This is a genomic window from Pseudomonas arvensis (genome assembly GCF_056688935.1).
Window position 1 is genome coordinate 4,239,220 of the sequence record NZ_CP162038.1, and the last position, 21,973, is coordinate 4,261,192.

Here is a 21,973-nt window from a genome sequence, read left to right on the forward strand (position 1 = left end):
ATCAGGAGTTTCCATGAGCCGAACCATCCCCGAACCGGATCTCAACTACCTGCAAAAAGTGCTGCTGGAAATGCTCGCCATTCCCAGCCCCACCGGGTTTACCGACACCATCGTGCGCTATGTCGCCGAGCGCCTGGAAGAACTGGGCATCCCATTTGAAATGACCCGGCGCGGCACCATTCGCGCCACCCTCAAGGGGCAGAAAAACAGCCCCGACCGCGCTGTCTCTGCGCACCTGGACACCATCGGCGCCGCCGTGCGCGCGATCAAGGACAACGGCCGCCTGACCCTGGCGCCCGTGGGCTGCTGGTCCAGCCGCTTTGCCGAAGGCAGCCGCGTCAGCCTGTTCACCGATAACGGCGTGATTCGCGGCAGCGTATTGCCGTTGATGGCGTCCGGGCATGCGTTCAACACCGCCGTGGACGAAATGCCGGTGAGCTGGGACCACGTAGAACTGCGCCTGGACGCCTACTGCGCGACTCGCGCCGATTGCGATTCCCTCGGCATCAGCGTGGGCGATTATGTAGCCTTTGACCCGCTGCCCGAGTTCACCGAGAGCGGGCATATCAGCGCCCGTCACCTGGACGACAAAGCCGGCGTCGCCGCCCTGCTCGCCGCGCTCAAAGCCATCGTCGACAGCGGCGAACCGTTGCTGATCGATTGCCATCCGCTGTTCACCATCACCGAGGAAACCGGCAGCGGTGCCGCCGCCGCCCTGCCGTGGGATGTGAGTGAGTTTGTCGGCATCGACATTGCGCCGGTCGCCCCCGGCCAGCACTCCAGCGAGCATGCGGTCAGCGTGGCAATGCAGGATTCCGGCGGGCCGTATGACTATCATCTGTCCCGCCACCTGCTGCGCCTGGCATCGGAAAACGACCTGCCGGTACGCCGCGATCTGTTTCGTTATTACTTCAGCGATGCGCACTCGGCAGTGACCGCTGGCCACGATATCCGCACGGCGCTGCTGGCGTTTGGTTGCGACGCGACCCACGGCTACGAGCGCACCCATATCGACAGCCTGGCCGCTCTGAGTCGCCTGTTGGGCGCGTACATCCTCAGCCCGCCGGTGTTCGCCAGTGATGCGCAACCGGCCCAGGGTTCACTGGATCGGTTCAGTCATCAGTTGGAGCATGAGACACAGATGGAGAGCGACACCCGCGTGCCGTCGGTGGACAGTCTGGTGGGTCAGAAGTCCTGAGACTGGCAACCAGCGTCCCGGCGCAGTAGCATCGCCGGGACTTAACCCCTGAGGCTTGTATGCTGATTCCCTACGATGCACTTGAAGTCGACACCCTGACACGCCTGATCGAAGACTTCGTCACCCGCGACGGCACCGACAATGGCGACGACACGCCCCTGGAAACCCGCGTACTGCGCGTGCGCCAGGCGCTGACCAAGGGCCAGGCGCTGATTGTGTTCGACCCGGAAAGCGAGCAATGCCAGTTGATGCTCAAGCACGATGTGCCCAAGCACCTGTTCGATTGAGGGGGGTCAAGGGTTGGTAGCAGGTTGGGGTTGAGTGGCTTGGCGTTCGAGGATTTTGCGATGCACCTCGGCGCGGTGCACATTGATTCCCGCTGGCGCGACAATGCCGAATTTCACCTGGGTACCGTTCAGTTCGAGGACGTGCAAAGTGATGTGATCCCCGATGGAGATGATTTCGCCTACAGCGCGGCTTAAGACCAGCATGGCGGTTGTCCTTTTGGAGTGACAGGACCCCGACCATGCGCGATGACTGGAGTGGCTTCAATGGCTGGCAGCCAAATCAGGCAATACCTACAAACGCAGGTAAATTGCCTGACAGACCAACACTGAATCAGCCCTTCACTGCCTGCGCCTTGGCGCGCATCTTGTCGGCCATGGTGGTCATTTCGTTGTAGAGCAACTGCGGGTTTTTCTGCTTCAGCGCCCACGCCATGCGGCCCTGCTCGTGGGGCAGGATCATGAACTCCCCTTCAGCCACACGTTGATAGATGTAATCAGCGATATCCGCCGCCGAGATCGGCGAACTCTCCAGTAACTTGCCCACCTGGGCCTTCATCGCCGGCGTCGGCCCACGGAACGAGTCCAGCAGGTTGGTCTGGAAGAACGACGGGCACACCACATGCACGCCGACTTCCTGTTGCTTGAGCTCGACCAGCAGGCTTTCCGACAGCGCCACCACACCGGCCTTGGCCACGTTGTAGTTGCTCATGGCCGGCCCTTGCATCAGCGCCGCCATGGAAGCGATGTTGATGATGCGGCCCTTGCTCTTTTCCAGCAGTGGCAGGAACGCCTTGCAGCCCTTGACCACGCCCATCAGGTTGATCGCGATCTGCCAGTCCCAATCCTCCAGGGACAATTCTGCGAAGAAGCCGCCTGAGGCGACGCCGGCATTGTTGACGATCACATCAATGCCGCCCAGCTTCACCTCGCACGCCTGGGCGAACGCGGTGAGCTGGCTGTAGTCGCGCACGTCGCAACGCTGGATAAAGCCATCGCCACCGGCCTCACGCACGAGTTTGAGAGTTTCCTGCAAGCCTGGCTCGCTGACATCCGACAAGGCCAACTGCCAACCCTCGCGGGCCCAGCGCAGAGCGATTTCACGACCCAGACCGGACCCGGCGCCAGTGATCATCATGCGATTTTGCATAGGAAGTAGCCTTGTGGTTCACAGAAGAAGTGATCGGCAGTGTAGCGAAGGTTTTTCCCCCACCCACGCACCATTAGACTGCTGAATGCCCCAGGCAAACCGTGGGCCCGGTCGGATGCCTGCCTATAGCCTAAGTTCAATCTTTTTCAACTAGGAGGGGGTAGTGGCGAGCGTATTAAAAGAAATAAGCACGTTTGCAAAATGCTTTAAAAAAACACGGAATTTTCTGCGACGCGCAGCAGTCGGAGTTGTTAAGGCGCCCGTAATTAAACCTGCGGTCCTAATGTTTAATCATCAGTCCTTGCACAAGGCCTATAAGGAAATAAAACCATGAGCCTCATTCTAATTATCATCCTGATCCTGCTGCTGGTCGGCGGTCTGCCAGTGTTCCCGCATTCGCGCAACTGGGGCTATGGCCCGTCGGGTATCCTGGGTGTCGTGCTGGTTGTCCTGCTGGTCTTGTTGTTGCTCGGCCGGATATAAAAACCGCATAAAAAAAGAGGCCTGAAAAGGCCTCTTTTTTATTGCCGGTTAGTTAGTCCGGCTTGCCGTCAATTACGCCGGCGGTGTTATCCAACAGGCTTTTGGTGGCCGTCTGCAGGAACGATTCAAGTTTCTGCTTCAGTGCGGCCTCGTCCGGCGATTCAGCAATCACCTTACCGGTCGGGTTGGCGCCCAGTTCGTATTGCCACAATTTCGGTGGCATCTCCTTGGGCAGCACGAGGATGCGGTCTGCGGTAACCAAGGCCACGGTCTGGTCGCTGCCCGAAGGCTTGATCACGCCGAAGCCTTTATCGCCTTCCGGCAGGTTCAGCAAGTCACGGCCCCAGCACTGGTGCAGGGTGTCGCCACCGAGGCGGCCCATGATGGTCGGCACAATGTCGATCTGAGTGCCCACGGTGTGGTCACGCTCGCCGAACTTCTCCTGCATGCCCGGTGCGATCATCAGCATCGGCACGTTGAAGCGGCCCAGGTCCATCTCGGTGATCTGCTGTTCGTTGCCAAAGCCGTGGTCGCCCACGATCACAAACAGAGTTTCCTTGAAGTACGGCTCCTTGCGGGCCTTTTCAAAGAACTGTCCTAGGGCCCAGTCGGAGTAGCGCATGGCCGTCAAATGCTCGTTGAGGCTGCCACGGTCAGTGACTTTCTCAACCGGCAATGGGGTTGGCAACGCGTACGGCGTGTGGTTGGACAGGGTTTGCAGCAGTGCGTAGAACGGCTTGCCACCTTCGCGGGCTTTCAACTCCTGCAGGCCACGGTTGAACATGTCCTGGTCGGACACGCCCCACGTCGGGTCGGAGAACACCGGGTCGACGAAGTCGTTACGGCCGATGAAGTTGGTCATGCCCTGATTGCTGAAGAAGCCCGACTGGTTGTCCCAGGCGAAGTCGCCGTTGTAGACATACACGTCGTTGAAATCACGCGCGCTGAGCAACTGCGGCAGGCCAGACAGCTTGTGGCTGCCTTCCGGCGTCTGCATCAGGTATTCAAAACCCGGCAGGTTCGGGAAGCAGGCCATGGTGGCGAACATACCCTGGTGGGTATGGGTGCCGTTGGAGAAGAAGCGGTCGAACAGCAGGCCTTCCTTGGACAGTTTGTCGAAGGATGGCGTGATGTTGCCCGGACGACCCAATGCACCCACCGAGTGACCGGCGAAGCTTTCCATCAGGATGACCACGACGTTCTTGATCGGCAGGGTCTTCTCGGCCGGTGGCATGTAGTCACGGCGCACGGCGGCGGTGTCGGTATCCACCAGTTTCTCTTGGGGCAGTACCAGCATGTCGCGCACGGTCTGGGTCGCCAGCGGCTGGTCCAGGGTGGCCTTCCAGATATTGGCACGGTCTTCACCGAACCGGGCCTTGGCCGCCGCGATCAGCGACAAGGTGCCATTGAGGCCCAACTGGTTGGCGAAGTTCGAGTCGGTGGTGTACACGTCACCCCAACGCAGCGGCGGGCCCTGGCGCAGGGTGCCACGAGCGGCAACCACGGCGATCAGCAGGCAGACCACGAACACCGCGATGCGGTTGTACCACGGCGCCACCTGGCGCGTGCCAATGCTGCCACCGCTGAACGGGCCGCGTGGGCGCGTGGCGCGATCGGCGCCTTTGAAGGCGATACTCAGGATCAGCGTACCCACGGCCCAGGCCAGCAGGTAGCGCACCACCGGGAAACCGTACCAGAGCATGCTCATCACGGTTTTCGGGTCTTCCTTCACGTACTGGAAGACCAGGCCGTTGAGGCGCTGGTGGAACTCGCGGTAGAAGTCCATCTCCATCAAGCCCAGGAACAGGGCGATGCTGGACGCGATGGTCAACCAGAAACGGAAGAAGCCCCGCGCTGCCATGGCCCGTACGCTGAACAGTGCCAGCAGCAGCGGGATCAGCAGGTACACCACCAGGCGCAGGTCAAGACGCAGACCGTTGGCGAACGCTTCCAGGAAAGTCGAAGCCGGTGTGTCGAGGATCATCTCGCGGTTGTAGACCAGCAGCGCCAGGCGCAGCAGGGAGAACATCACCATCATGACCAGTGCGCAGAGCAGCGTGTACGCCAGATGGGATTTGACGGTCGGTTGCAGCAGGCGATTAGAAGCTCGCTGCTGACTCAGGGCGTCCGGGTTTGCCATGTCGTTTCAGGACCCATTGGAAGTTTAAGTGACGAAATATCGCAGTGGCGCGAATGGTGCCCGATCAGTCACAGCAAGGCTATTAATTACTGAACGTGCGCCGCTGCAGCGCCTTTAATGGCAGGCAGAAAAAGCCGGGGAATTGTCTTGGATGAGTTGTGAAAATTGTGTGCAGCGAATATTTCGATACACAAATCTAGAGGGCACCCTGAAACCAAATGTGGGAGGGGGCTTGCCCCCGATAGCGGTATGTCATTGCCAGATGAGTGGCTGATACACCGCTATCGGGGCATAGGTATCTACACAACTGCTTGCTCTTACGCTGTTGCTGTTGCTCTGGCTTTTGATCTTGATCTCAGGCGCCCCGTCAAACACGCTGGCCGAACGCAGGCTTGAATCCGTGGGTAACCCGGCAGGACGCCGGGTTAGCCGCCCTGCGCCATGGATGGCGCGTGGCGGCGGCCCACGGATTCAAGCCTGTGTTCGGGCACACCGAGCCTAAGCGAGGTGCCGAGTGTTGGGGCGAAGGCCTTTTGGTGGACTTGTTCCCTCGCAGCGGACGCCAAGAAGCGATATTTTAATCGCAACCTTGGAGGCACCTATGTCACAGCAAACCCGCCGCAGTTACACCGACGACTTCAAAGCTCAGGCAGTGACACTCGCTGAAAGCATTGGTCGAGGAGAAGCAGCTCGACAGTTAGATATCTCGGTCAAAACCTTAGGTAATTGGCTGGACGCCGCACGCAACGGGCGTCCTCTCAGTTCTCCTGCCCGGCATCCGGTCTCTGACCTGGAAAGCGAGCTGGCCCGGCTTCGAGCTGAAAATGCCACGCTTAAAATGGAACGAGAAATCCTAAAAAAAGCGACGGCGTTCTTTGCCAGAGAGTCCAACTGAGATACGCCTTCGTCGCCCGTGAACGGACTCGCTTTCCAGTCAGGTTGTTATGTCGAGTGATGGAAGTCTCGGTGTCGGGCTTTCACGGCTATTTGAAACGCCGGGAACGTCCTGATCCAGACGCTGAAATTCGCCTGGAAATTCGTGCGATTCATCATGCCAGTCGCGGCACTTATGGGCGCCCGCGGATGGTCAAGGCACTTCATAACCGATCTTTTTCAGTTGGGCATAAGCGAGTGGCCCGGTTGATGCGAGAAGAAATGTTGCGAGGGAAAATCAAGGCTCGGTTCAAACACTCGATGGATAATCGGTATATCCAGCCAATTTCCGACAACGTGTTGAAACGACGTTTTTCTGTGACAAGCCCAACTCCCGCGTGGGTGGGCGATATCACCTATATTTCGACGCGTCAGGGGTGGCTATATTTGGCCGTGGTGCTGAGCATCCAAACACGCCAGGTACTCGGTTACAGCCTGTCGGAACGGATGCCTGAGGGTCTGGTGCAGCAGGCTTTTTTGAACGCCTGGACGAATACACCAGTTGATCAGGGTGTAATTTTTCACTCTGATAGAGGTCGGCAATACACGGGCAGCGGTTTTCGCAGCATGATCTTGGACAGGGGGTTTGTGCAAAGCATGAGCCGTAAGGGCAACTGCTGGGATAACGCTGTAGCAGAGAGCTTTTTTGCCACACTCAAGAAGGAAGAAGCTACCGGTGTGTATCCCAGCAAAGCACAGGCTCACGCATCTATCGCGAGCTACATCCATGGTTTTTACAACCCGACACGGCTGCACTCGGCGCTGGGATACAGCTCACCTAATGACTACGCAAAGCAACTGAAGCAAACTGCTTAACGCTCGCTTTATGGCGTACGTTTTGAGGGAGCAAGTCCATGGTTACTTTTGTGCCTTTACAAAAGTGACACGCCGTAAGGGCGTAACCCTAAGTAGCCGTTACCGCAGAAACGGATATGTACTCGGTCAGATCCAACATCCTGGTCGGCTGTCAAGCCGCCATCGGGGGCAAGCTGAACTGGCCTAATGATTTTGGACACTTCAATCGGGCGCTATGATAGCGCCCAAATTTGAGGTGTTTGGATATGCGTAAATCTTATTCGAGTGAGTTCAAGCTCAAGGCCGCCAGCATGGTGTTGGATGAAGGTCAGCCAGTTACCGAAGTCTGTGCCAGCCTGGATATCGGCCCCACAGCGCTGCGTCGCTGGGTCGATCAAGTGCAAAAAGAACGCTTGGGCTCGACTCCCGTAGGGGCCAAGGCGATTACCGCTGATCAACGAGAAATCCAGAGGCTCAAAGCTCTGCTCAGAGAGAAAGACCTGGATATCGAAATCCTAAAAAAGGCCAGTGCTCTCCTGCTTTTGGACGCCAAAGATCATTCACGTTGATCGATGAGCTGGACGAGCAGTACGGCGTTAAAAGGTGTTGCCGGGCGTTCGGGGTCAACCGCAGTAGTTTCTACGCTTGGCGCCAGCGCCAAGGCAGAGCAAATCCTGAACGGGACAAGCTCAAGGCCGCGCTGGTCAGGCACCACAAGGCGTCCAGAGAGTCGGCCGGCGCACGTACATTGTCCAAGGAGCTACAAGCCAAAGGGCATCGTATCGGACGTTATATGGCTCGCAGTTTGATGCGCGAAGCTGGCATCGCTAGTCGTCAGCGCAGGCGCCATAAGTACAAATCGCCGGGCGTGGAGGCCTTAGTGGCGCCACACGTGCTCAAGCGGAAATTTGATGTGACGGCGGTTAATCAGGTGTGGTGTGGCGACGTGACTTACATCAAGGTCGGCAAGCGGTGGATGTACTTCGCCGCCGTTCTGGATTTGTACGCTCGCAGGATCGTGGGCTGGTCGTTCTCGATGATTTCTGATGCCAACCTGACCTGCGAAGCGCTACGCATGGCGGTTGAGCTACGCAGCCATCCCCAGAATGTGTTGTTTCATTCTGACCAAGGTTGTCAGTACACCAGTCATAAGTTTCGAAACGAGCTGCTCAAACAGGGTTTTAGGCAAAGCATGAGCCGTAAAGGCGAGTGCTGGGATAACGCCCCGATGGAGCGTTTCTTTGGCAGTTTGAAATCAGAGTGGGTGCCTGAAACGGGCTACAAACTGGAACATGAGGCCCGAGCAGACGTGCAGCGCTATGTCTCTCGCTACAACATCAGCAGGCCTCACAGCTACAACGACTACCGGTCGCCGGTCATGAAGGAAAGGTTGGCGGCGTGAACCGTAATCGGTGTCCAAGATTACTTGACCAGTTCAAGCCCCCTCCCACATTTAAATCGCGGGGCATCAATTAGATACGCGTCGGCTATCAGGTTGTCACGGGAGCAAGCCCCTTCACCACAGGTTCAGGGCCACGCCAAAGTTGTGTAGATACCTATGGCCATCGGGGGCAAGCCCCCTCCCACACTGGGTAGTGCCTACTCCGGGTAGAGTGAGGCGATCAGATCCGCACGTTGCCCCGTGGCCCGGCAATCGCCCAGATAATCAGGCCCAGTACCGGCAGCAGCAAGATCAACAGGATCCACAACACCTTGGCGCCCGTGCTTGCGCCGCTTTTGAACACGTTGATGATCGCCCAGATATCCAGCGCGAGGATGATCAACCCAATCAAGCCATTAAAAGTGGAACCCATGGTGTCGCTCCTAAGTGAGGGCATGCCCTTGTAGGATAGTCAGCCCTGGCCGGGGTTCCGTTTTATTTCAGACGTGGATTGCCACCTTCAGCGCTTCCAGGGATGGCTCGGCCTTGATGCCGACTTCGCCACACAGCTCCAGCACCCGTGGCAGCTCATTGCCGAACACCAATACAGCCTGGATCTCATCATCCAGCGGCTGGCTGAAATCAAGCAGCACATAGCCGCCATCTTCCGGGCTCAGGGCACTCATCTGGATCTGAATGCGGTTCAGGGCAGTGAGGCTTTCGGTCTTGGCCAATTGCTTGGGCTTGAGGTTGAACGCAACGCCCGGGCCGAACGAGGCGACGATCTGCGCAAACAGCTCACCGTACGTGTCGGCCTGGAAAAGCACGGTCTCCGGCAGGCTGCCCACCACCACCCACTCCCCCAACGGAATCGGGAAGCTGTCGTCGTAGTTGATGTCCGGGTTGGCGGCCAGAAATGCAGCAGGATCCGCGTAGGCTTGGGCAGCCTCATCGGCGATCTTCGCGACCTCGTCGTCGCCCATGACCCCGGCGCTGATTTTGCTGATGAGTTCGACGAGGCTGGTTTTCATGGGGCGATCCTGTAGCGGGCTGGTTTTTGAGGGCGCAAAGCCTACACCAGTTTCTGCAACTGCGCCGCCGTATCCACTGCGCCCATGGTCTGGGCGGCTGCCAACGCGGTTGCGCCTTGGGCATCCGTAGCCTTGGGGTTGGCGCCTTGGCCCAGCAGGTAGTCAACCATGTCGACGCGGTTGAACATGGCCGCCATCATCAGCGCGGTGCGGCCATCAGAGGACGCGGCGTCTACCGGCGTACCGCCTTCGATCAGCGCCTTGACCACCGGCAGGTTGCCTTTGAAGGCGGCACCGGCAATCGGCAGTTGGTTCTTGTCATTGGCGATCAGCGGGTCGGCCTTGAACTCCAGCAGGACTTTTACCGCCTCGGCGTGGCCGTGGTAGGCCGAGAGCATCAGCAGGGTGTCGCCATTGTGATTGCGCAAATTGGCCGGCAAGCCTTTGGCCAGCAGCGCGGCAAGCATGGCCGCGTCACCGCGGCGGGCAACGTCGAAGACTTGCTCGGCAAATTCAGCGGCTTCATCTTCGGTCATTTGTTTCGGCTGGTCGGACATGTGGGGCTCCTTATCTGGTGCTTATAGGGCGCCAAGTGTCGCGAGGGAGTTCCCACCTGTCATGGTTTTTTTGTCAAAAGCCCCGATAGGCACAATCAATAGCGGAATTGACCGCCCTGGATCTGCGCCAGCAATTGCCCGGTGACCGGCACGTAGCAGTCCGAACCCGGCAGCCAGGCATACACCGGGTCATTGCCCGACTTGCCCGGATCAAAGGCCTCCTCCTTGAGCTTGACCTTCTGGTACTTGAAGGTGCCGGTGGTTTCCATCTTGACCTTGATCCGCAGGAACAGCGGCACCGCATAGGCCGGCAATTGGCCGTGGGCGAACTGCAGCAGTTCGCGCATATCCAGCGCGGCCAGGGATTCGCTCGGGGTGATGGCGACCATGCCCGCACGGCCGTTGGTGTTTTCGATCTCGACGCCATAAGCCACCACTTCGGCGATCTGCGGGTGTTGCAGCAGGACGTTCTCGACTTCGGTGGTGGAGACGTTTTCACCTTTCCAGCGGTAGGTGTCCCCCAGGCGATCGACAAATTGCGCATGGCCGAAGCCAATGCTGCGCAACAAGTCGCCGGTATTGAAGTAGCGGTCGCCCTTTTCAAACACGTCGGTGAGCACGACCTTGCGGTTCTTTTCCGGGTCGGTGTAGCCGTCGAAGGGGGATTTTTCATCGATTCGTGCCAACAACAGGCCCTGCCCGCCCGTGGGCACTTTATGCATGAAGCCATCGCTGCCACGCAGCGGCTCGCCGCCTTCGTGGTCGTAGTCGACGAGGGCCCAATGCTGCAGGCAAAAGCCAATGGTGTTGTCGAAATTCAAGACGTTGGTAAAGCCGATATTGCCGTCGCTGGCCGCGTACAACTCGCAGATATGCTCGACGCCGTAGCGCGTCTTGAACTGCGCCCACACGCCAGGGCGCAGGCCGTTGCCGACCATCTTGGTGACGCGATTGTCACGGTCGTTCTCGCCGGGCGGCTGGTCAAGCAGGTAACGGCACAACTCGCCGACGTAACCGAGGGTGGTTGCCTTGAACTTACGCGCGTCATCCCAGAACTGGCTGGCGCTGAACTTGCGGCGGATGGCAAAGCCCGACGCGCCGACAATCGCAGAGCCCCAGCACACACATAATCCGGTGGCGTGGTACAGCGGCAAGGTGCAATAGAGGACGTCATCCGGGCCCATGTCCAGGGCGATGCTGCCGAAGCTGACGGCAGTCTTGGTCCAGCGACCATGTTTCATGATCCCGGCCTTGGGCAGGCCGGTGGTGCCTGACGTGTAGATATAAAAGCACGGGTCATTGAAGAAGATCTGCGCGGTGCTGGCCGGGTTCTGCACCGAGCACCCGGCACTGGCCGCCATCAGGTCGATGTAACCGTCCGGCACCTCGCTGGACGGCTGGTCGGCGACGAACCAGGTTCGATCAGCCGTGATCGCGACCTGATCACGCACGTCTTGATAGGACGCCCCCAGTTCCGCACCGACAATAATGGCTACCGGGCTCACCAGGTTCAGGCTGTGCACCAGGGCCGCTTGGGTTTGCGCAGTATTGAGCATCGCGCAGACGCCCCCCAGCTTGGCCACGGCCAGCACGTTCAAGAGTAATTCGGGGCGATTTTCGACAAACAACGCCACTACGTCGCCTTTGCCAATGCCCTGGGCATGCAGGTGATGGGCGATACGATTGGCACGCTGGTTGGCTTCGGTATAGCTGAGCGCCCGGTCGCCGTACAGCAACGCATTGCCATCGGGATTGCGCAGGGTAGCTTGCTCAAAGTGCCACCCCAACCCGCAAGGCTGCGCGGGGTCGGTGACATTGGCGGCACGCATGCCACGCACGACGCGTGGCAGGGCACGAACAATGGAGGGCACCTTACGCAGCAACTTGCCCCAGGTGATCATGTCGTTCTGCGGGTGGCTCATGGCGGAACATCCTTTTTCTTATTGTTCGTATGATCCCAACGCATCCATACCTCCGTAAGAGGGAGGCCGAATGCATTGCAGGAAAATACGTCAGCCCTTCTTCGACTGTACACGCGGGATTTGAAAAGTTTTGTATCCCGACCGACAACCACGGAAAAACGGAATTTAGCGGCGCAAAGGCAGTCTTCATAAATAACGGGGCGCCGATTCGACCGTCCCGAGTAGCGCAAAATGCAGGATGCATGATGGCCATTCATGCAAATTGCACGAAACCGAAAATTTTATATTTTTATAACCTGCTGATTTATAACGATATTTTAATAAATCAGAAGCTGGCACAATCACTGCACCTATCACTCCATGCTTGCCAACTTGAGCCAACGGAGCTGATAGACATGAGCCTGATCCAAGATAAATTCGCTTCAGTATTCTCCAACTACGACGTGACCACCCAGCCACGTCCCGACGGCGGTATCCTGTTGACCCTGCGCAACAGTGAAGGCAAACAGGTCAAGCGCTCGATTTCCTACCAGCAGTTGCACACTGCCGATCAACTCACTTGGGTGATCAGCGCCATCCGCCGCGACCTGGCCGAACAAGCCAGTGACCTGCCACAGATTTCGATGCTGCAAAGCCAGAACCGCTTTGCACTGCCGACCTACCATTCGGCTTAAGCACTGCACTATAAAAAGGGCCGCGACGCCGTTGAGCGTCGCGGCCCTTTTTCGTTGAAGTCAGCACAGGCCTTGGCGAGTCGCCTCGTTCATCGCCTGCACACGGTTGTTGACTTCCAATTTGCCGTAGATGTTGCGCAAGTGAAATTTGACCGTGGCTTCGGAAGTGGCACGAATCTGACTGATTTCCCAGACGGTCTTGCCCTCCGAGGCCCAGCGCAAGATCTCCAGTTCCGCAGGGGTCAGCGGCTTGCCGGACAAACTCAGGCGTCTCCTGACGGCATTGGGCACGAAATACGACGACTGAGACGGCTCCTCTGGGCCATTCATTACATCTCTCCTATTTATTGGCTGATGCCCAATCACCTCTCGGATTCCTCCTATTGACAGGTGATACAGCTGGTGCCGCAAAGAGTTACATAACGAACGGTTACAGTGCGCATGGGTCGCGATAAACAGCCAAACCCTACAAGCAACTAAGCTTCTTCCCACAACAACTTCCAACTTGCCGGGGTTGAAGATTCGAGTTGCCTGGTTTCAATCGTCCAAACCAGGGAAACGGCTGGCAATATCGTCGCCGGTGAATTCCGGAACCGCCCCTTGCGCGCAGTTAAACAAGTGCAGTGTGACCAAGTGGGGGTTCTCGCCCATATCAAACCAGTGCGCCATGCCGGCCGGGATCACCAGCAAGTCGTTTTTCTCGCAGCGCACGGCGTAGACGTAGTCGCCGATGTGCAGGGTGAACAGGCCTTGGCCGGCGATGAAAAAACGTACTTCATCTTCGCTGTAACGGCGCTCATGGAGGAACCCGGCACGCAATTCGTCCTTCTGCGGATGGTCGCTCGTGACACTGAACACCGCCACCGCACCGTAGCTCAGCGCATCGATCTGCAGCTTATAGGCCGCAATCATTTGCGCCTCGCTGGCGCCCTTCTCGATCAGGGCGGGCTGCCAGCGCTCGAACCGCACGCCGTGCTCGGCCAGCGTCGCGGCGATGTCGTCGGTATGGGTCAGGACCTTGTTCGGGGTGTCCGGCGTAGCAACGTGGTAGACAGCGACATAACTCATTGAAGGGTTCCTTGGTTCTGCTCGTGCAATCGAAGGCCAATGATAACGGCCGCAGCCAGGGCGGCGACGCTGGCAATACTAAAGGTGAAGGTCGGCCCCAGCAGGTTCCAGCTATAGCCGGAGTACAGCGCGCCCAGCGCACCGCCGGTGCCCGCCAAAGCGGCGTACAACGCCTGGCCCTGGCCTTGTTGCTTGTCGCCAAAACTGCGTTGCACAAAGGCAATCGCCGCCGCGTGGAAGCTGCCGAAGGTGGCGGCGTGCATCACCTGTGCCAGCAGCAGTACCCAGAGGAATTCGGCAAACGAGCCCAACAGCAACCAGCGCAGCGCCGCCAACAGGAAACTGGCGAGCAGCACGCGGCGTACCGAGAAGCGCGTGAGGATGCGGCTCATGGCCAGGAACATCAGCACTTCTGCCACCACCCCGAGGGCCCACAGCATGCCGATCACGCCACGGCTGTAACCCAAGTGCTCCAGGTGCAAGGTGAGAAAGGTGTAATACGGCCCATGGCTCATCTGCATCAACGCGACGCACGCGTAAAACGCCAGTACGCCGGGGCTGCGCAACTGCTTGAGGAAACCATCACCGGCCAGGCGATTGCCCTGGGTGGCAGGCAGCGCATTCGGCACCCACAGGCTGGCGCCGATGATCCCGGCCATGATCACCACGACCACCACCGGGTAGATATCCAGGCTCAGCCAGTCGAATAGCCGGCCCATGATTACCACGGTGAGGATAAACCCGATGGAGCCCCACAACCGAACCTGGCTATAGCGCGACGTCTGTTTTTGCAGGTGCGCCAGGGTGATCACTTCAAACTGTGGCAGCACCGCGTGCCAGAAAAACGCGTGCAGCGCCATCACCAGAGCCAGCCAGGCGTAAGTCTTGCTGACGAAAATCAGCGAAAAGCTGATCAGGGTGCACACTGCGCCAAAGCGCACGATGGCCAGGCGGCGACCGGTATAGTCGCCCAGCCAGCCCCACAGGTTGGGGGCCACGCAGCGCATCAGCATGGGGATGGCCACCAGCTCGCCGATGCGCGCGCTGGAGAAGCCCAAGTGATCGAAGTACAACGCCAGGAAAGGTGCCGTCGCCCCCAGCAGGGCGAAGTAGAACAGGTAGAAGCTGGAGAGGCGCCAGTATGGAAGAGGAATCATGCAGGGGGCTGCTTCGCAGCCCGGCGCGAGCAAGCTCGCTCACCACAACAAGCTCGCCCGCCACACATCGTCACAGTTGGCCCAGTACCGGGGTGTTCACCTGTACATCAGCATTTTGCCCGCGGTTGCGCAGCAAGTGGTCCATCAACACAATGGCCATCATTGCCTCGGCAATTGGCGTGGCACGGATGCCGACGCACGGATCGTGGCGGCCCTTGGTAATCACGTCCACCGAGTTGCCGTTGACATCAATCGAGCGGCCTGGGGTAGTGATGCTCGACGTGGCCTTGAGCGCCAGATGCGCAACGATGGGCTGCCCGGAGGAAATGCCGCCAAGGATGCCGCCGGCGTTATTGCTGAGGAAGCCTTGTGGGGTCATCTCGTCACGGTGCTCGGTGCCGCGCTGGGATACGCACGCGAAGCCTGCGCCGATTTCCACGCCTTTGACGGCGTTGATGCTCATCAGCGCATGAGCCAGTTCGGCGTCCAGGCGGTCGAAGATCGGCTCGCCCAGGCCCGGCTTGACGCCCTCGGCGACCACGGTGATCTTGGCTCCGACGGAATCCTGGTCACGGCGCAACTGATCCATGTAGGCCTCCAGCTCAGGCACTTTGTCCGGGTCAGGACTGAAGAAAGCGTTGTCATCCACGCTGTCCCAGGTCTTGAACGGGATTTCAATCGGGCCCAACTGGCTCATGTAGCCACGGACCACGATGCCCTGGGTGGCCAGGTACTTCTTGGCGATGGCACCGGCGGCCACGCGCATGGCGGTTTCGCGCGCAGAACTGCGGCCACCGCCACGGTAGTCGCGCTCGCCGTATTTATGGTGATAGGTGTAGTCGGCGTGGGCCGGGCGGAACAGGTCCTTGATCGCCGAGTAGTCCTTGGACTTCTGGTCGGTGTTGCGGATCAGCAGGCCGATGGCGCAACCGGTGGTGCGACCTTCGAAGACACCGGAGAGGATCTCGACTTCGTCGGGTTCCTGGCGTTGGGTGGTGTGGCGGCTGGTGCCAGGCTTGCGGCGGTCGAGGTCGCGCTGCAGGTCCTCCAGGGACAGTTCCAGGCCGGGCGGGCAGCCGTCGACAATGGCGACCAACGCCGGGCCATGGCTTTCGCCCGCGGTGGTGACAGTGAACAGCTTGCCGAAGGTATTGCCGGACATGCAGGGCGCTCCGTGAAATCAGTTGAATCAAGTCAACCGTAATAACTTAAGGCGGCCAGTATACGCAGGCTAACCGACTAGTTCATCCTCGAAACCTTACCGGTCGACACGGGTCCAACCGGCACTCCCCGGATAATGGCACGATAATGCTGCGAGCTTTGCTGTTCACCCTCACCCTGTTCACCGCCCTGGCTCATGCCGCGTCCCCCGTCGTACTGCAACGGCCCATCAGCCTGGACACCGGCAGCGGCGAACTGTTTGGTTCGCTGCTGCTGCCCCAGTCCGACAAACCTGTGCCCGTGGTGCTGATCATCGCGGGCTCCGGCCCCACCGACCGCAACGGCAACAGTGCCGACGGCGCGCGCAACGACAGCCTCAAGCGCCTGGCGTGGGTGCTGGCCCGGCACAACATCGCCAGCGTGCGCTACGACAAGCGCGGTGTGGCCGCGAGCCTCGCCGCTACACCGGACGAACGCAACCTGACCCTGGACGCCTATGTGGCCGACGCGGTGGCATGGGGCAACATGCTCAAGGCCGACAAACGCCTGGGCCCGCTGATTGTGCTGGGCCACAGCGAAGGTGCGCTGGTCGCCGCCCTCGCCGCCCCGCAACTCGACCCGGCGGGCGTGATTTCCCTGTCCGGCAGCGCCCGCCCGGTGGACCAGGTGATCCGCCAGCAACTGGCCGATCACCTGCCCCCTGCCCTGCTGCTGCGCAGCAATGAAATCCTCGATCACCTCAAGGCCGGCCAAGTGGATGCCGATGTACCTGGCCCGCTGGAGGCCATTTTCCGACCCAGTGTGCAGCCTTATCTGATCAGTCTGTTTCGCGCGGATCCGTCGGCAGCCTTTGCCAAACTGCGCATGCCCGCCTTGATCGTTCAGGGCACCAACGATATTCAGGTCGGTGTCGGCGACGCTCAGCAACTGAAGAGGGCCAAGCCCGATGCCGAGTTGACCGTGATCGAAGGCATGAACCACGTCATGCGCATCGTGCCCAACAACGTGAAGCAGCAACTGGCCTCCTACAATGACCCGCAATTACCCCTCGCCGCGGAGCTGGGCAACCGCGTGGTGCGCTTTATCGACGGACTTCAACCCCGTTAAGCGACAATTTGCCTCCAGTCCTGGGAAAACCGGCCGATAAGCCCAGTGTCGACAGCAAAAAAGACTGTCGGCTCGCTGGGCATGGACAGGATCGCGCCGCATGACAACCACTGAAGAAACACCCGAACAGACCGCCGACACCCCGGCTGAAAATACCGAGGCCGTCGACGCGGCGTCGTTGCCGTGGGCGGATGTCCAGGCCGAACACTTCAAGATGCTGCGCCTGGCGCCCCTGGCCATAGATCGCGCCACCGGCGTGCGGCCGTTGCGGTTTGTGCAGTTCGGCTATGCCGAGCGCAATGACAAACACCACAGTCTGTTGCGCATGGTCATTCAATTGCCCGGCCAGCGTGTACGGCGCGAGCAAAACCATCTGGATATCTGGGTCGACCACGACACCCATCGCGTGCATTTCGGTCCGGGCAACAGCCTGGAAATCGAACCGGCCAACCGGGGCATCGGCCGTTTCCTGGTGGCTCAAGGCGCGGCCTGGGCGAAAAAGAAGTGGTCACACTACCGCGTCGACGGCGTCGACCTGGCCAACAAGGACGCGCTCAACGAAGCCACGCGCCTGCGCCGCGATCACTTCCTGCGCGTGCAGGGCTTTGATGTGGCCTACGCCGACGTGCAGCACCTCAAAGGCAACGTACAGCCGGGCAAGGTCAGCGATGTGCTGGACAGTTGGAACACTGAGAAGGTGCAGTTCGTCGAGATCCTCGAAGCCGCACAGATGCTGCAACAGGCCGATCAGAACCTGTTGGAGCAGGAAGTGAAGCTGCGCAAGGAAGAGGAAAAGGTCACCAAATTCAAGCGGGAGGACAGCGGCTTGCGCTTTACCATCACGTGTCTGGTGGCGTTTACCGTGTTTCAGGCGGGGTTGTTGATCTGGATTGCCACGCACCGCTGATGGGTTGTAATGCAATAAAAATGTGGGAGGGGGCAAGCCCCTCCCACACTCACCGTGTTTCTTCAGTCAGATCCTGGCGGCGAAGACTGCCTGATGTTCCCGGCACTGCTCGGCCGTGAGCATGAATACACCATGCCCACCGCGCTGGAATTCCAGCCAGGCAAAGTCCACTTCCGGGTACAGCGCCTCGACGTGAACCTGGCTATTGCCCACTTCAACGATCAGCAAACCCTTTTCGGTCAGGTGATCCGCCGCTTCGGCGAGCATCCGGCGCACCAGGTTCAAGCCGTCGTCGCCACAGGCAAGGCCCAGTTCCGGTTCGTGCTGGTATTCGTCCGGCATGTCGGCGAAGTCTTCGGCGTCCACATACGGAGGATTTGACACGATCAGGTCGAAACGCTGGCCCGGCAGGCCGTCGAAGCCATCACCCTGCACGGTGTAGACGCGCTCGTCGGCGCCATGGCGCTCGATGTTCTGGTTGGCCACTTCCAATGCTTCGAAGGACAAATCGCCCAGCACCACTTCGGCGTCCTGGAACTCGTAGGCACAGGCAATACCGATGCAACCGGAACCGGTGCACAGGTCGAGAATGCGCGCCGGGGGTTGGGCCAGCCACGGTTCGAAGCGGTTTTCGATCAGTTCGCCAATGGGGGAGCGCGGGATCAACACACGCTCGTCGACGATAAACGACATGCCGCAGAACCACGCCTCGCCCAACAGGTAGGCGGTCGGTACACGCTCATGGATACGGCGGTGAAGCAGGCGCTGCACATGGGAGATTTCCTCTTCTTCCAGGTTGCAGTCCAGGTAGCTATCAGCAATTTCCCATGGCAGGTTCACGGCGCCGAGCACCAATTGCCGGGCTTCGTCCCATGCATTGTCGGTGCCATGGCCGAAAAACAGGTCTTCCCCATGGAAACGGCTGACAGCCCAACGGATGTGGTCGCGCAAGGTGCGCAGGCGGGAAGTGATCACGGGGGCAGACTCCTGGAAAAAACGACTGGCGATTCTAACAGCCTTCACCTGCACCGACGATCCACGAAAACCTGGCACCGCACGTCGGATTTTGTCCAAATCGCCATCATTCGGTTAAATACGCGGCCCTCTTGACAGAGCTGCACGCCAGCAACGGCGTACCTTACGATAGTAGCGATTCACAGAACCGCTCAGCCAGTGGACAATGTCGCAAAAGCCCCCCTCACAGGAGCCCCAGAATGTCCGTTCCAAAGACGATGTTTCAACTCAGCGGTCGCGGTTACGCAGCAGCCAACCTGAATCATGCGACCCTCGTGATCATCGACGCCCAGAAGGAATACCTCAGCGGCCCACTCGCCCTCTCGGGCATGGACGCGGCGGTTGACCATATCAAGCAGTTGGTTGGTGCGGCCCGCAACGCTGGCCGTCCGATCGTGCATGTGCGCCACCTGGGTACCGTCGGTGGCCTGTTCGACCCGCAGGGCGAACGCGGTGAGTTCATTCCCGGCCTTGAGCCTGCAGGTGACGAAACCATTATCGGCAAGCTGCTGCCCAGCGCCTTCCACGGCACCGGCCTGGAAAAACACCTGCAAGACCTCGGTTCCCTGGACCTGATCGTCTGCGGTTTCATGAGCCATTCCAGCGTCAGCACCACGGTGCGCGCCGCCAAGAACCTGGGCTTTCGCTGCACCCTCGTGGAAGACGCCTGCGCCACACGCGATCTGCCTTACAAGGGCGGCGTCCTGAGTGCCGACCATGTACAGCAGACCGAAATGGCCATCATGGCTGACAACTTCGCCACCCTTGCGCTGACCAAAGATCTGATCTGATCGCCCTTGTGATGAGCGGCGCGGCACTGTTTATTGCCCCGCTCATCCGCTAAGCCCTCTCATTTGGCGCATTTACCTCGGGTACAGGAACAACCTGTGTATCTTCCGGTCGAAGGGCCGATACCCTGGAGGAAAGGTCGGAATGAAGATATCCGATGGTTTTGACGCTCGTCGCTTGCGCCCCAAGGGCCCGAGCAACTGGCGTCTGCGCCTGGTGGCGTGCATTGCCGCGCTGCTGGCGATGGTTGGTTTATTGTTGGCCGGTGCTGGTGGCGCCGGTTTGTTTGGCCATTCGCCGGCCCTTGGCGAACTGAATGCCAGCCCCGGTGGCTCTGCTCTTCTGCTGGGCATCGGCCTGCTGGTGTTGTGGTTGGGCGTGTGGTTGTGGCGTCGTAGCCGTCGCAAAATGCGTCAGCCGTTGTCACTGAATATCGCTGCGCACCTGATGAAAAAACACGACTGATGGCGCTTGGATAGCGTTTCCTGCGCCCGGCTGCCGCGAATTAGGTAAACTGCCCGCCCTTCGCGGAGGCCGACATGCAAGACGACGATTTTTCCCTGTTCAAAAACGAGCTGCGCGGCGTCAAGCCGATCAAGCACGACCGCGCCGACACCGGCAAACCCAAGGCTGACCGGGCGCAAATCGCCAAACTGCGCCAGGCCGCGACCGTGCGCACCGACGCCACCACGGTGGATGGCCTGTCGGACCAGTTCGTCATCGACGTAGGCCCCGAAGATGAACTGATGTGGGCCCGGGATGGCGTGCAGGAAAGCCAGATGCGCAAGCTGAAGGTCGGCCAGATCCCCTTCGAAGGCAGCCTCGACCTGCACGGCATGACCGTGGAGAAAGCCCGGGAAACCCTGTGGGCCTTTCTCGCCGAAGCGACCAAATTCGAAATCCGCTGCGTGCGCGTCACCCACGGCAAGGCCGTGCGGCTGGACGGCAAGCGGCCGATGATCAAAAGTCACGTCAACACCTGGCTGCGCCAGCATGCCCAGGTGCTCGGCTTTACCTCCTGCCAGGCCCGCCACGGCGGCGCGGGGGCGGTGTATGTGATGCTCAAGCGCACCATGATGGAAGGGCGCGACGAGTAACAAGGCCATCGTCAGGCTTGCAGCGATGTGTCCGCCACCGTAACCTTGCGCTTTGCGAAAATCCCACAGGTAGTTTCATGTCCCTGGAACAGAATTATACGGCGATCCTCGGCCAACTCGGCGAGGACGTTTCCCGCGAGGGCCTGCTCGACACGCCAAAGCGTGCCGCCAAGGCGATGCAGTACCTCTGCCGCGGCTATGAGCAGACACTCGAAGAAGTCACCAACGGTGCCTTGTTCAGCTCCGACAACAGCGAAATGGTGCTGGTCAAGGACATCGAGTTGTACTCGCTGTGCGAACACCACCTGCTGCCGTTTATCGGCAAGGCCCACGTCGCGTATATCCCGAGCGGCAAAGTGCTGGGCCTGTCGAAGGTCGCGCGGATTGTCGACATGTATGCGCGCCGCCTGCAGATCCAGGAAAACCTCAGCCGCCAGATCGCCGATGCCGTGATGCAAGTGACCGGCGCCCTGGGCGTGGCCGTAGTGATCGAGGCCAAGCACATGTGCATGATGATGCGCGGTGTGGAGAAACAGAATTCGTCGATGATCACTTCGGTGATGCTCGGTGAGTTCCGCGAAAACGCGGCCACCCGCAGCGAATTCCTCAGCCTGATCAAGTAACCGGCTGAGCAGGAAAAAACCGGCGTTCATCGCCGGTTTTTTTTCGCCCGCAGAAATCAGGTAAGCTGCGCCCCCTCAGTTATGGGCAAGAGGTATCAGCCATGTTCGTCAAAGCACTTCGAGTGGGCCTCGGCCACGTCATCATCGCGGGCGACTTCCTGACCCGCCCACGTAAAAAGCAGCGCCCTGCCGAGCAACAGGCCAAGGTGAACGAGGCGGCCAAGGCGTTGACCCTGTATCAATTCCACGCCTGCCCGTTCTGCGTGAAAACCCGCCGCACCCTGCACCGTCTGAATGTGCCGGTGGCGTTGAAGGACGCGAAGAACAACGAGCAGGACCGCCAGACCCTGCTGGAGCAAGGTGGCAAGATCAAGGTGCCGTGCCTGCGTATCGAAGAGAATGGCCAGACCACGTGGATGTACGACTCCAAGGTCATCATCGATTACCTGGACAAGCGCTTCGCCGCGATCTGAATGTGGAAGGGGGCAAGCCCCCTCCCCCA

At 59.5% G+C, this 21,973-nt stretch carries 27 protein-coding genes; 15 read left to right on the forward strand and 12 right to left on the reverse strand.

Annotated features, from left to right (window positions below):
* Positions 1-13: 13 nt before the first annotated feature.
* Positions 14-1,198 carry an osmoprotectant NAGGN system M42 family peptidase gene (locus AB3G88_RS19020; RefSeq protein ID WP_099586347.1) on the forward strand — a complete coding sequence of 395 codons (1,185 nt, stop codon included), beginning with the start codon at positions 14-16 and terminating at the stop codon, positions 1,196-1,198.
* 59 nt (positions 1,199-1,257) lie between these two features.
* Positions 1,258-1,485, forward strand: coding sequence for a YheU family protein (locus AB3G88_RS19025; RefSeq protein WP_003192759.1), 228 nt, complete (start codon positions 1,258-1,260; stop codon positions 1,483-1,485).
* Positions 1,486-1,491: 6 nt separating this feature from the next.
* Here the strand turns inward: AB3G88_RS19025 and AB3G88_RS19030 are convergent, their stop codons facing one another.
* Both AB3G88_RS19030 and AB3G88_RS19035 read right to left on the reverse strand, forming a co-directional pair.
* The gene (locus AB3G88_RS19030) at positions 1,492-1,689 is read right to left on the reverse strand and encodes a carbon storage regulator (protein ID WP_099586348.1); all 198 of its coding nucleotides are present in this window, start codon (positions 1,687-1,689) and stop codon (positions 1,492-1,494) included.
* Positions 1,690-1,816: 127 nt separating this feature from the next.
* Entirely contained in the window at positions 1,817-2,632 is an 816-nt protein-coding gene (locus tag AB3G88_RS19035; protein WP_099586349.1) for an SDR family oxidoreductase, read from the reverse strand.
* A 330-nt stretch (positions 2,633-2,962) separates the two neighbouring features.
* On the opposite strand from AB3G88_RS19035, the gene AB3G88_RS19040 reads away from it, so the two are divergent.
* Positions 2,963-3,115 (forward strand): DUF3309 family protein, encoded by a 153-nt coding sequence (locus AB3G88_RS19040; protein ID WP_015885095.1) that lies wholly within the window; start codon positions 2,963-2,965, stop codon positions 3,113-3,115.
* Positions 3,116-3,167: 52 nt separating this feature from the next.
* Here AB3G88_RS19040 and AB3G88_RS19045 read toward each other — a convergent pair whose 3' ends face one another.
* Positions 3,168-5,255: an LTA synthase family protein gene (locus AB3G88_RS19045; RefSeq protein ID WP_099586350.1), complete on the reverse strand. Its 2,088-nt coding sequence runs from the start codon at positions 5,253-5,255 to the stop codon at positions 3,168-3,170.
* A 601-nt stretch (positions 5,256-5,856) separates the two neighbouring features.
* On the opposite strand from AB3G88_RS19045, the gene AB3G88_RS19050 reads away from it, so the two are divergent.
* From AB3G88_RS19050 to AB3G88_RS19065, 4 genes are all read left to right on the forward strand, one after another.
* On the forward strand, positions 5,857-6,150 hold the full coding sequence (locus AB3G88_RS19050) for a transposase (RefSeq protein ID WP_064452164.1): 294 nt from the start codon (positions 5,857-5,859) through the stop codon (positions 6,148-6,150).
* Positions 6,147-7,004: an IS3 family transposase gene (locus AB3G88_RS19055; protein WP_218573960.1), complete on the forward strand. Its 858-nt coding sequence runs from the start codon at positions 6,147-6,149 to the stop codon at positions 7,002-7,004. The genes AB3G88_RS19050 and AB3G88_RS19055 overlap by 4 nt, the downstream gene beginning before the upstream one ends.
* Positions 7,005-7,249: 245 nt before the next feature.
* Positions 7,250-7,552: a transposase gene (locus AB3G88_RS19060; protein ID WP_014717988.1), complete on the forward strand. Its 303-nt coding sequence runs from the start codon at positions 7,250-7,252 to the stop codon at positions 7,550-7,552.
* Positions 7,549-8,385 carry an IS3 family transposase gene (locus AB3G88_RS19065; protein WP_400530991.1) on the forward strand — a complete coding sequence of 279 codons (837 nt, stop codon included), beginning with the start codon at positions 7,549-7,551 and terminating at the stop codon, positions 8,383-8,385. The genes AB3G88_RS19060 and AB3G88_RS19065 overlap by 4 nt, the downstream gene beginning before the upstream one ends.
* A 220-nt stretch (positions 8,386-8,605) precedes the next feature.
* On the opposite strand, the gene AB3G88_RS19070 is transcribed toward AB3G88_RS19065, so the two are convergent.
* From AB3G88_RS19070 to AB3G88_RS19085, 4 genes are all read right to left on the reverse strand, one after another.
* Positions 8,606-8,797, reverse strand: coding sequence for a PLDc N-terminal domain-containing protein (locus AB3G88_RS19070; RefSeq protein ID WP_003172956.1), 192 nt, complete (start codon positions 8,795-8,797; stop codon positions 8,606-8,608).
* A 67-nt stretch (positions 8,798-8,864) separates the two neighbouring features.
* Entirely contained in the window at positions 8,865-9,395 is a 531-nt protein-coding gene (locus tag AB3G88_RS19075) for a hypothetical protein (RefSeq protein WP_480451205.1), read from the reverse strand.
* Positions 9,396-9,436: 41 nt separating this feature from the next.
* Entirely contained in the window at positions 9,437-9,952 is a 516-nt protein-coding gene (locus AB3G88_RS19080) for an ankyrin repeat domain-containing protein (RefSeq protein ID WP_099586352.1), read from the reverse strand.
* Positions 9,953-10,047: 95 nt separating this feature from the next.
* Entirely contained in the window at positions 10,048-11,874 is a 1,827-nt protein-coding gene (locus AB3G88_RS19085) for a long-chain-acyl-CoA synthetase (protein ID WP_480451208.1), read from the reverse strand.
* 395 nt (positions 11,875-12,269) lie between these two features.
* Between AB3G88_RS19085 and AB3G88_RS19090 the strand changes: the two genes are divergently transcribed.
* Positions 12,270-12,548 carry a DUF3509 domain-containing protein gene (locus tag AB3G88_RS19090; RefSeq protein WP_010208870.1) on the forward strand — a complete coding sequence of 93 codons (279 nt, stop codon included), beginning with the start codon at positions 12,270-12,272 and terminating at the stop codon, positions 12,546-12,548.
* A gap of 60 nt (positions 12,549-12,608) precedes the next feature.
* Here AB3G88_RS19090 and AB3G88_RS19095 read toward each other — a convergent pair whose 3' ends face one another.
* From AB3G88_RS19095 to aroC, 4 genes are all read right to left on the reverse strand, one after another.
* The gene (locus AB3G88_RS19095) at positions 12,609-12,878 is read right to left on the reverse strand and encodes a response regulator transcription factor (RefSeq protein ID WP_099586354.1); all 270 of its coding nucleotides are present in this window, start codon (positions 12,876-12,878) and stop codon (positions 12,609-12,611) included.
* A gap of 207 nt (positions 12,879-13,085) precedes the next feature.
* The gene (locus AB3G88_RS19100; RefSeq protein WP_480451210.1) at positions 13,086-13,616 is read right to left on the reverse strand and encodes a 1,2-dihydroxy-3-keto-5-methylthiopentene dioxygenase; all 531 of its coding nucleotides are present in this window, start codon (positions 13,614-13,616) and stop codon (positions 13,086-13,088) included.
* Positions 13,613-14,773, reverse strand: a complete 1,161-nt coding sequence (locus AB3G88_RS19105) for an MFS transporter (RefSeq protein ID WP_480451212.1) — start codon at positions 14,771-14,773, stop codon at positions 13,613-13,615. The genes AB3G88_RS19100 and AB3G88_RS19105 overlap by 4 nt, the downstream gene beginning before the upstream one ends.
* A gap of 70 nt (positions 14,774-14,843) precedes the next feature.
* The gene (aroC, locus tag AB3G88_RS19110) at positions 14,844-15,935 is read right to left on the reverse strand and encodes a chorismate synthase (RefSeq protein ID WP_480451214.1); all 1,092 of its coding nucleotides are present in this window, start codon (positions 15,933-15,935) and stop codon (positions 14,844-14,846) included.
* Between the two features lie 143 nt (positions 15,936-16,078).
* On the opposite strand from aroC, the gene AB3G88_RS19115 reads away from it, so the two are divergent.
* Both AB3G88_RS19115 and AB3G88_RS19120 read left to right on the forward strand, forming a co-directional pair.
* The gene (locus tag AB3G88_RS19115; protein WP_099586358.1) at positions 16,079-17,041 is read left to right on the forward strand and encodes an alpha/beta hydrolase; all 963 of its coding nucleotides are present in this window, start codon (positions 16,079-16,081) and stop codon (positions 17,039-17,041) included.
* A gap of 100 nt (positions 17,042-17,141) precedes the next feature.
* Positions 17,142-17,948, forward strand: coding sequence for a hypothetical protein (locus AB3G88_RS19120; RefSeq protein ID WP_099586359.1), 807 nt, complete (start codon positions 17,142-17,144; stop codon positions 17,946-17,948).
* Positions 17,949-18,014: 66 nt separating this feature from the next.
* On the opposite strand, the gene prmB is transcribed toward AB3G88_RS19120, so the two are convergent.
* Positions 18,015-18,923 (reverse strand): 50S ribosomal protein L3 N(5)-glutamine methyltransferase, encoded by a 909-nt coding sequence (prmB, locus tag AB3G88_RS19125; RefSeq protein WP_099586360.1) that lies wholly within the window; start codon positions 18,921-18,923, stop codon positions 18,015-18,017.
* Positions 18,924-19,162: 239 nt separating this feature from the next.
* Between prmB and AB3G88_RS19130 the strand changes: the two genes are divergently transcribed.
* The 5 genes from AB3G88_RS19130 to AB3G88_RS19150 all read left to right on the forward strand — a co-directional run bounded on the left by AB3G88_RS19130 (position 19,163) and on the right by AB3G88_RS19150 (position 21,944).
* On the forward strand, positions 19,163-19,753 hold the full coding sequence (locus tag AB3G88_RS19130) for a cysteine hydrolase family protein (protein WP_191946558.1): 591 nt from the start codon (positions 19,163-19,165) through the stop codon (positions 19,751-19,753).
* A 142-nt stretch (positions 19,754-19,895) separates the two neighbouring features.
* Positions 19,896-20,216: a hypothetical protein gene (locus AB3G88_RS19135; RefSeq protein ID WP_099586362.1), complete on the forward strand. Its 321-nt coding sequence runs from the start codon at positions 19,896-19,898 to the stop codon at positions 20,214-20,216.
* Between the two features lie 74 nt (positions 20,217-20,290).
* Complete coding sequence (locus tag AB3G88_RS19140; protein WP_032888029.1) at positions 20,291-20,848, forward strand: Smr/MutS family protein; 558 nt, start codon at positions 20,291-20,293, stop codon at positions 20,846-20,848.
* Between the two features lie 77 nt (positions 20,849-20,925).
* A complete protein-coding gene (gene folE, locus AB3G88_RS19145) occupies positions 20,926-21,471 on the forward strand; it encodes a GTP cyclohydrolase I FolE (protein ID WP_003442011.1) in 546 nt (181 codons plus the stop codon).
* Between the two features lie 101 nt (positions 21,472-21,572).
* The gene (locus AB3G88_RS19150; RefSeq protein ID WP_099586363.1) at positions 21,573-21,944 is read left to right on the forward strand and encodes a glutathione S-transferase N-terminal domain-containing protein; all 372 of its coding nucleotides are present in this window, start codon (positions 21,573-21,575) and stop codon (positions 21,942-21,944) included.
* The last annotated feature ends 29 nt before the right edge of the window (positions 21,945-21,973 follow it).

Bases quoted from the DNA above. Each gene is read 5' to 3' on its own strand.
- AB3G88_RS19020 (WP_099586347.1), top strand. From the start codon at position 14: ATGAGCCGAACCATCCCCGAACCGGATCTCAACTACCTGCAAAAAGTG.
- AB3G88_RS19025 (WP_003192759.1), top strand. From the start codon at position 1,258: ATGCTGATTCCCTACGATGCACTTGAAGTCGACACCCTGACACGCCTG.
- AB3G88_RS19030 (WP_099586348.1), bottom strand. From the start codon at position 1,689: ATGCTGGTCTTAAGCCGCGCTGTAGGCGAAATCATCTCCATCGGGGAT.
- AB3G88_RS19035 (WP_099586349.1), bottom strand. From the start codon at position 2,632: ATGCAAAATCGCATGATGATCACTGGCGCCGGGTCCGGTCTGGGTCGT.
- AB3G88_RS19040 (WP_015885095.1), top strand. From the start codon at position 2,963: ATGAGCCTCATTCTAATTATCATCCTGATCCTGCTGCTGGTCGGCGGT.
- AB3G88_RS19045 (WP_099586350.1), bottom strand. From the start codon at position 5,255: ATGGCAAACCCGGACGCCCTGAGTCAGCAGCGAGCTTCTAATCGCCTG.
- AB3G88_RS19050 (WP_064452164.1), top strand. From the start codon at position 5,857: ATGTCACAGCAAACCCGCCGCAGTTACACCGACGACTTCAAAGCTCAG.
- AB3G88_RS19060 (WP_014717988.1), top strand. From the start codon at position 7,250: ATGCGTAAATCTTATTCGAGTGAGTTCAAGCTCAAGGCCGCCAGCATG.
- AB3G88_RS19070 (WP_003172956.1), bottom strand. From the start codon at position 8,797: ATGGGTTCCACTTTTAATGGCTTGATTGGGTTGATCATCCTCGCGCTG.
- AB3G88_RS19075 (WP_480451205.1), bottom strand. From the start codon at position 9,395: ATGAAAACCAGCCTCGTCGAACTCATCAGCAAAATCAGCGCCGGGGTC.
- AB3G88_RS19080 (WP_099586352.1), bottom strand. From the start codon at position 9,952: ATGTCCGACCAGCCGAAACAAATGACCGAAGATGAAGCCGCTGAATTT.
- AB3G88_RS19085 (WP_480451208.1), bottom strand. From the start codon at position 11,874: ATGAGCCACCCGCAGAACGACATGATCACCTGGGGCAAGTTGCTGCGT.
- AB3G88_RS19090 (WP_010208870.1), top strand. From the start codon at position 12,270: ATGAGCCTGATCCAAGATAAATTCGCTTCAGTATTCTCCAACTACGAC.
- AB3G88_RS19095 (WP_099586354.1), bottom strand. From the start codon at position 12,878: ATGAATGGCCCAGAGGAGCCGTCTCAGTCGTCGTATTTCGTGCCCAAT.
- AB3G88_RS19100 (WP_480451210.1), bottom strand. From the start codon at position 13,616: ATGAGTTATGTCGCTGTCTACCACGTTGCTACGCCGGACACCCCGAAC.
- AB3G88_RS19105 (WP_480451212.1), bottom strand. From the start codon at position 14,773: ATGATTCCTCTTCCATACTGGCGCCTCTCCAGCTTCTACCTGTTCTAC.
- aroC (WP_480451214.1), bottom strand. From the start codon at position 15,935: ATGTCCGGCAATACCTTCGGCAAGCTGTTCACTGTCACCACCGCGGGC.
- AB3G88_RS19120 (WP_099586359.1), top strand. From the start codon at position 17,142: ATGACAACCACTGAAGAAACACCCGAACAGACCGCCGACACCCCGGCT.
- AB3G88_RS19130 (WP_191946558.1), top strand. From the start codon at position 19,163: ATGTCCGTTCCAAAGACGATGTTTCAACTCAGCGGTCGCGGTTACGCA.
- AB3G88_RS19135 (WP_099586362.1), top strand. From the start codon at position 19,896: ATGAAGATATCCGATGGTTTTGACGCTCGTCGCTTGCGCCCCAAGGGC.
- AB3G88_RS19140 (WP_032888029.1), top strand. From the start codon at position 20,291: ATGCAAGACGACGATTTTTCCCTGTTCAAAAACGAGCTGCGCGGCGTC.
- folE (WP_003442011.1), top strand. From the start codon at position 20,926: ATGTCCCTGGAACAGAATTATACGGCGATCCTCGGCCAACTCGGCGAG.
- AB3G88_RS19150 (WP_099586363.1), top strand. From the start codon at position 21,573: ATGTTCGTCAAAGCACTTCGAGTGGGCCTCGGCCACGTCATCATCGCG.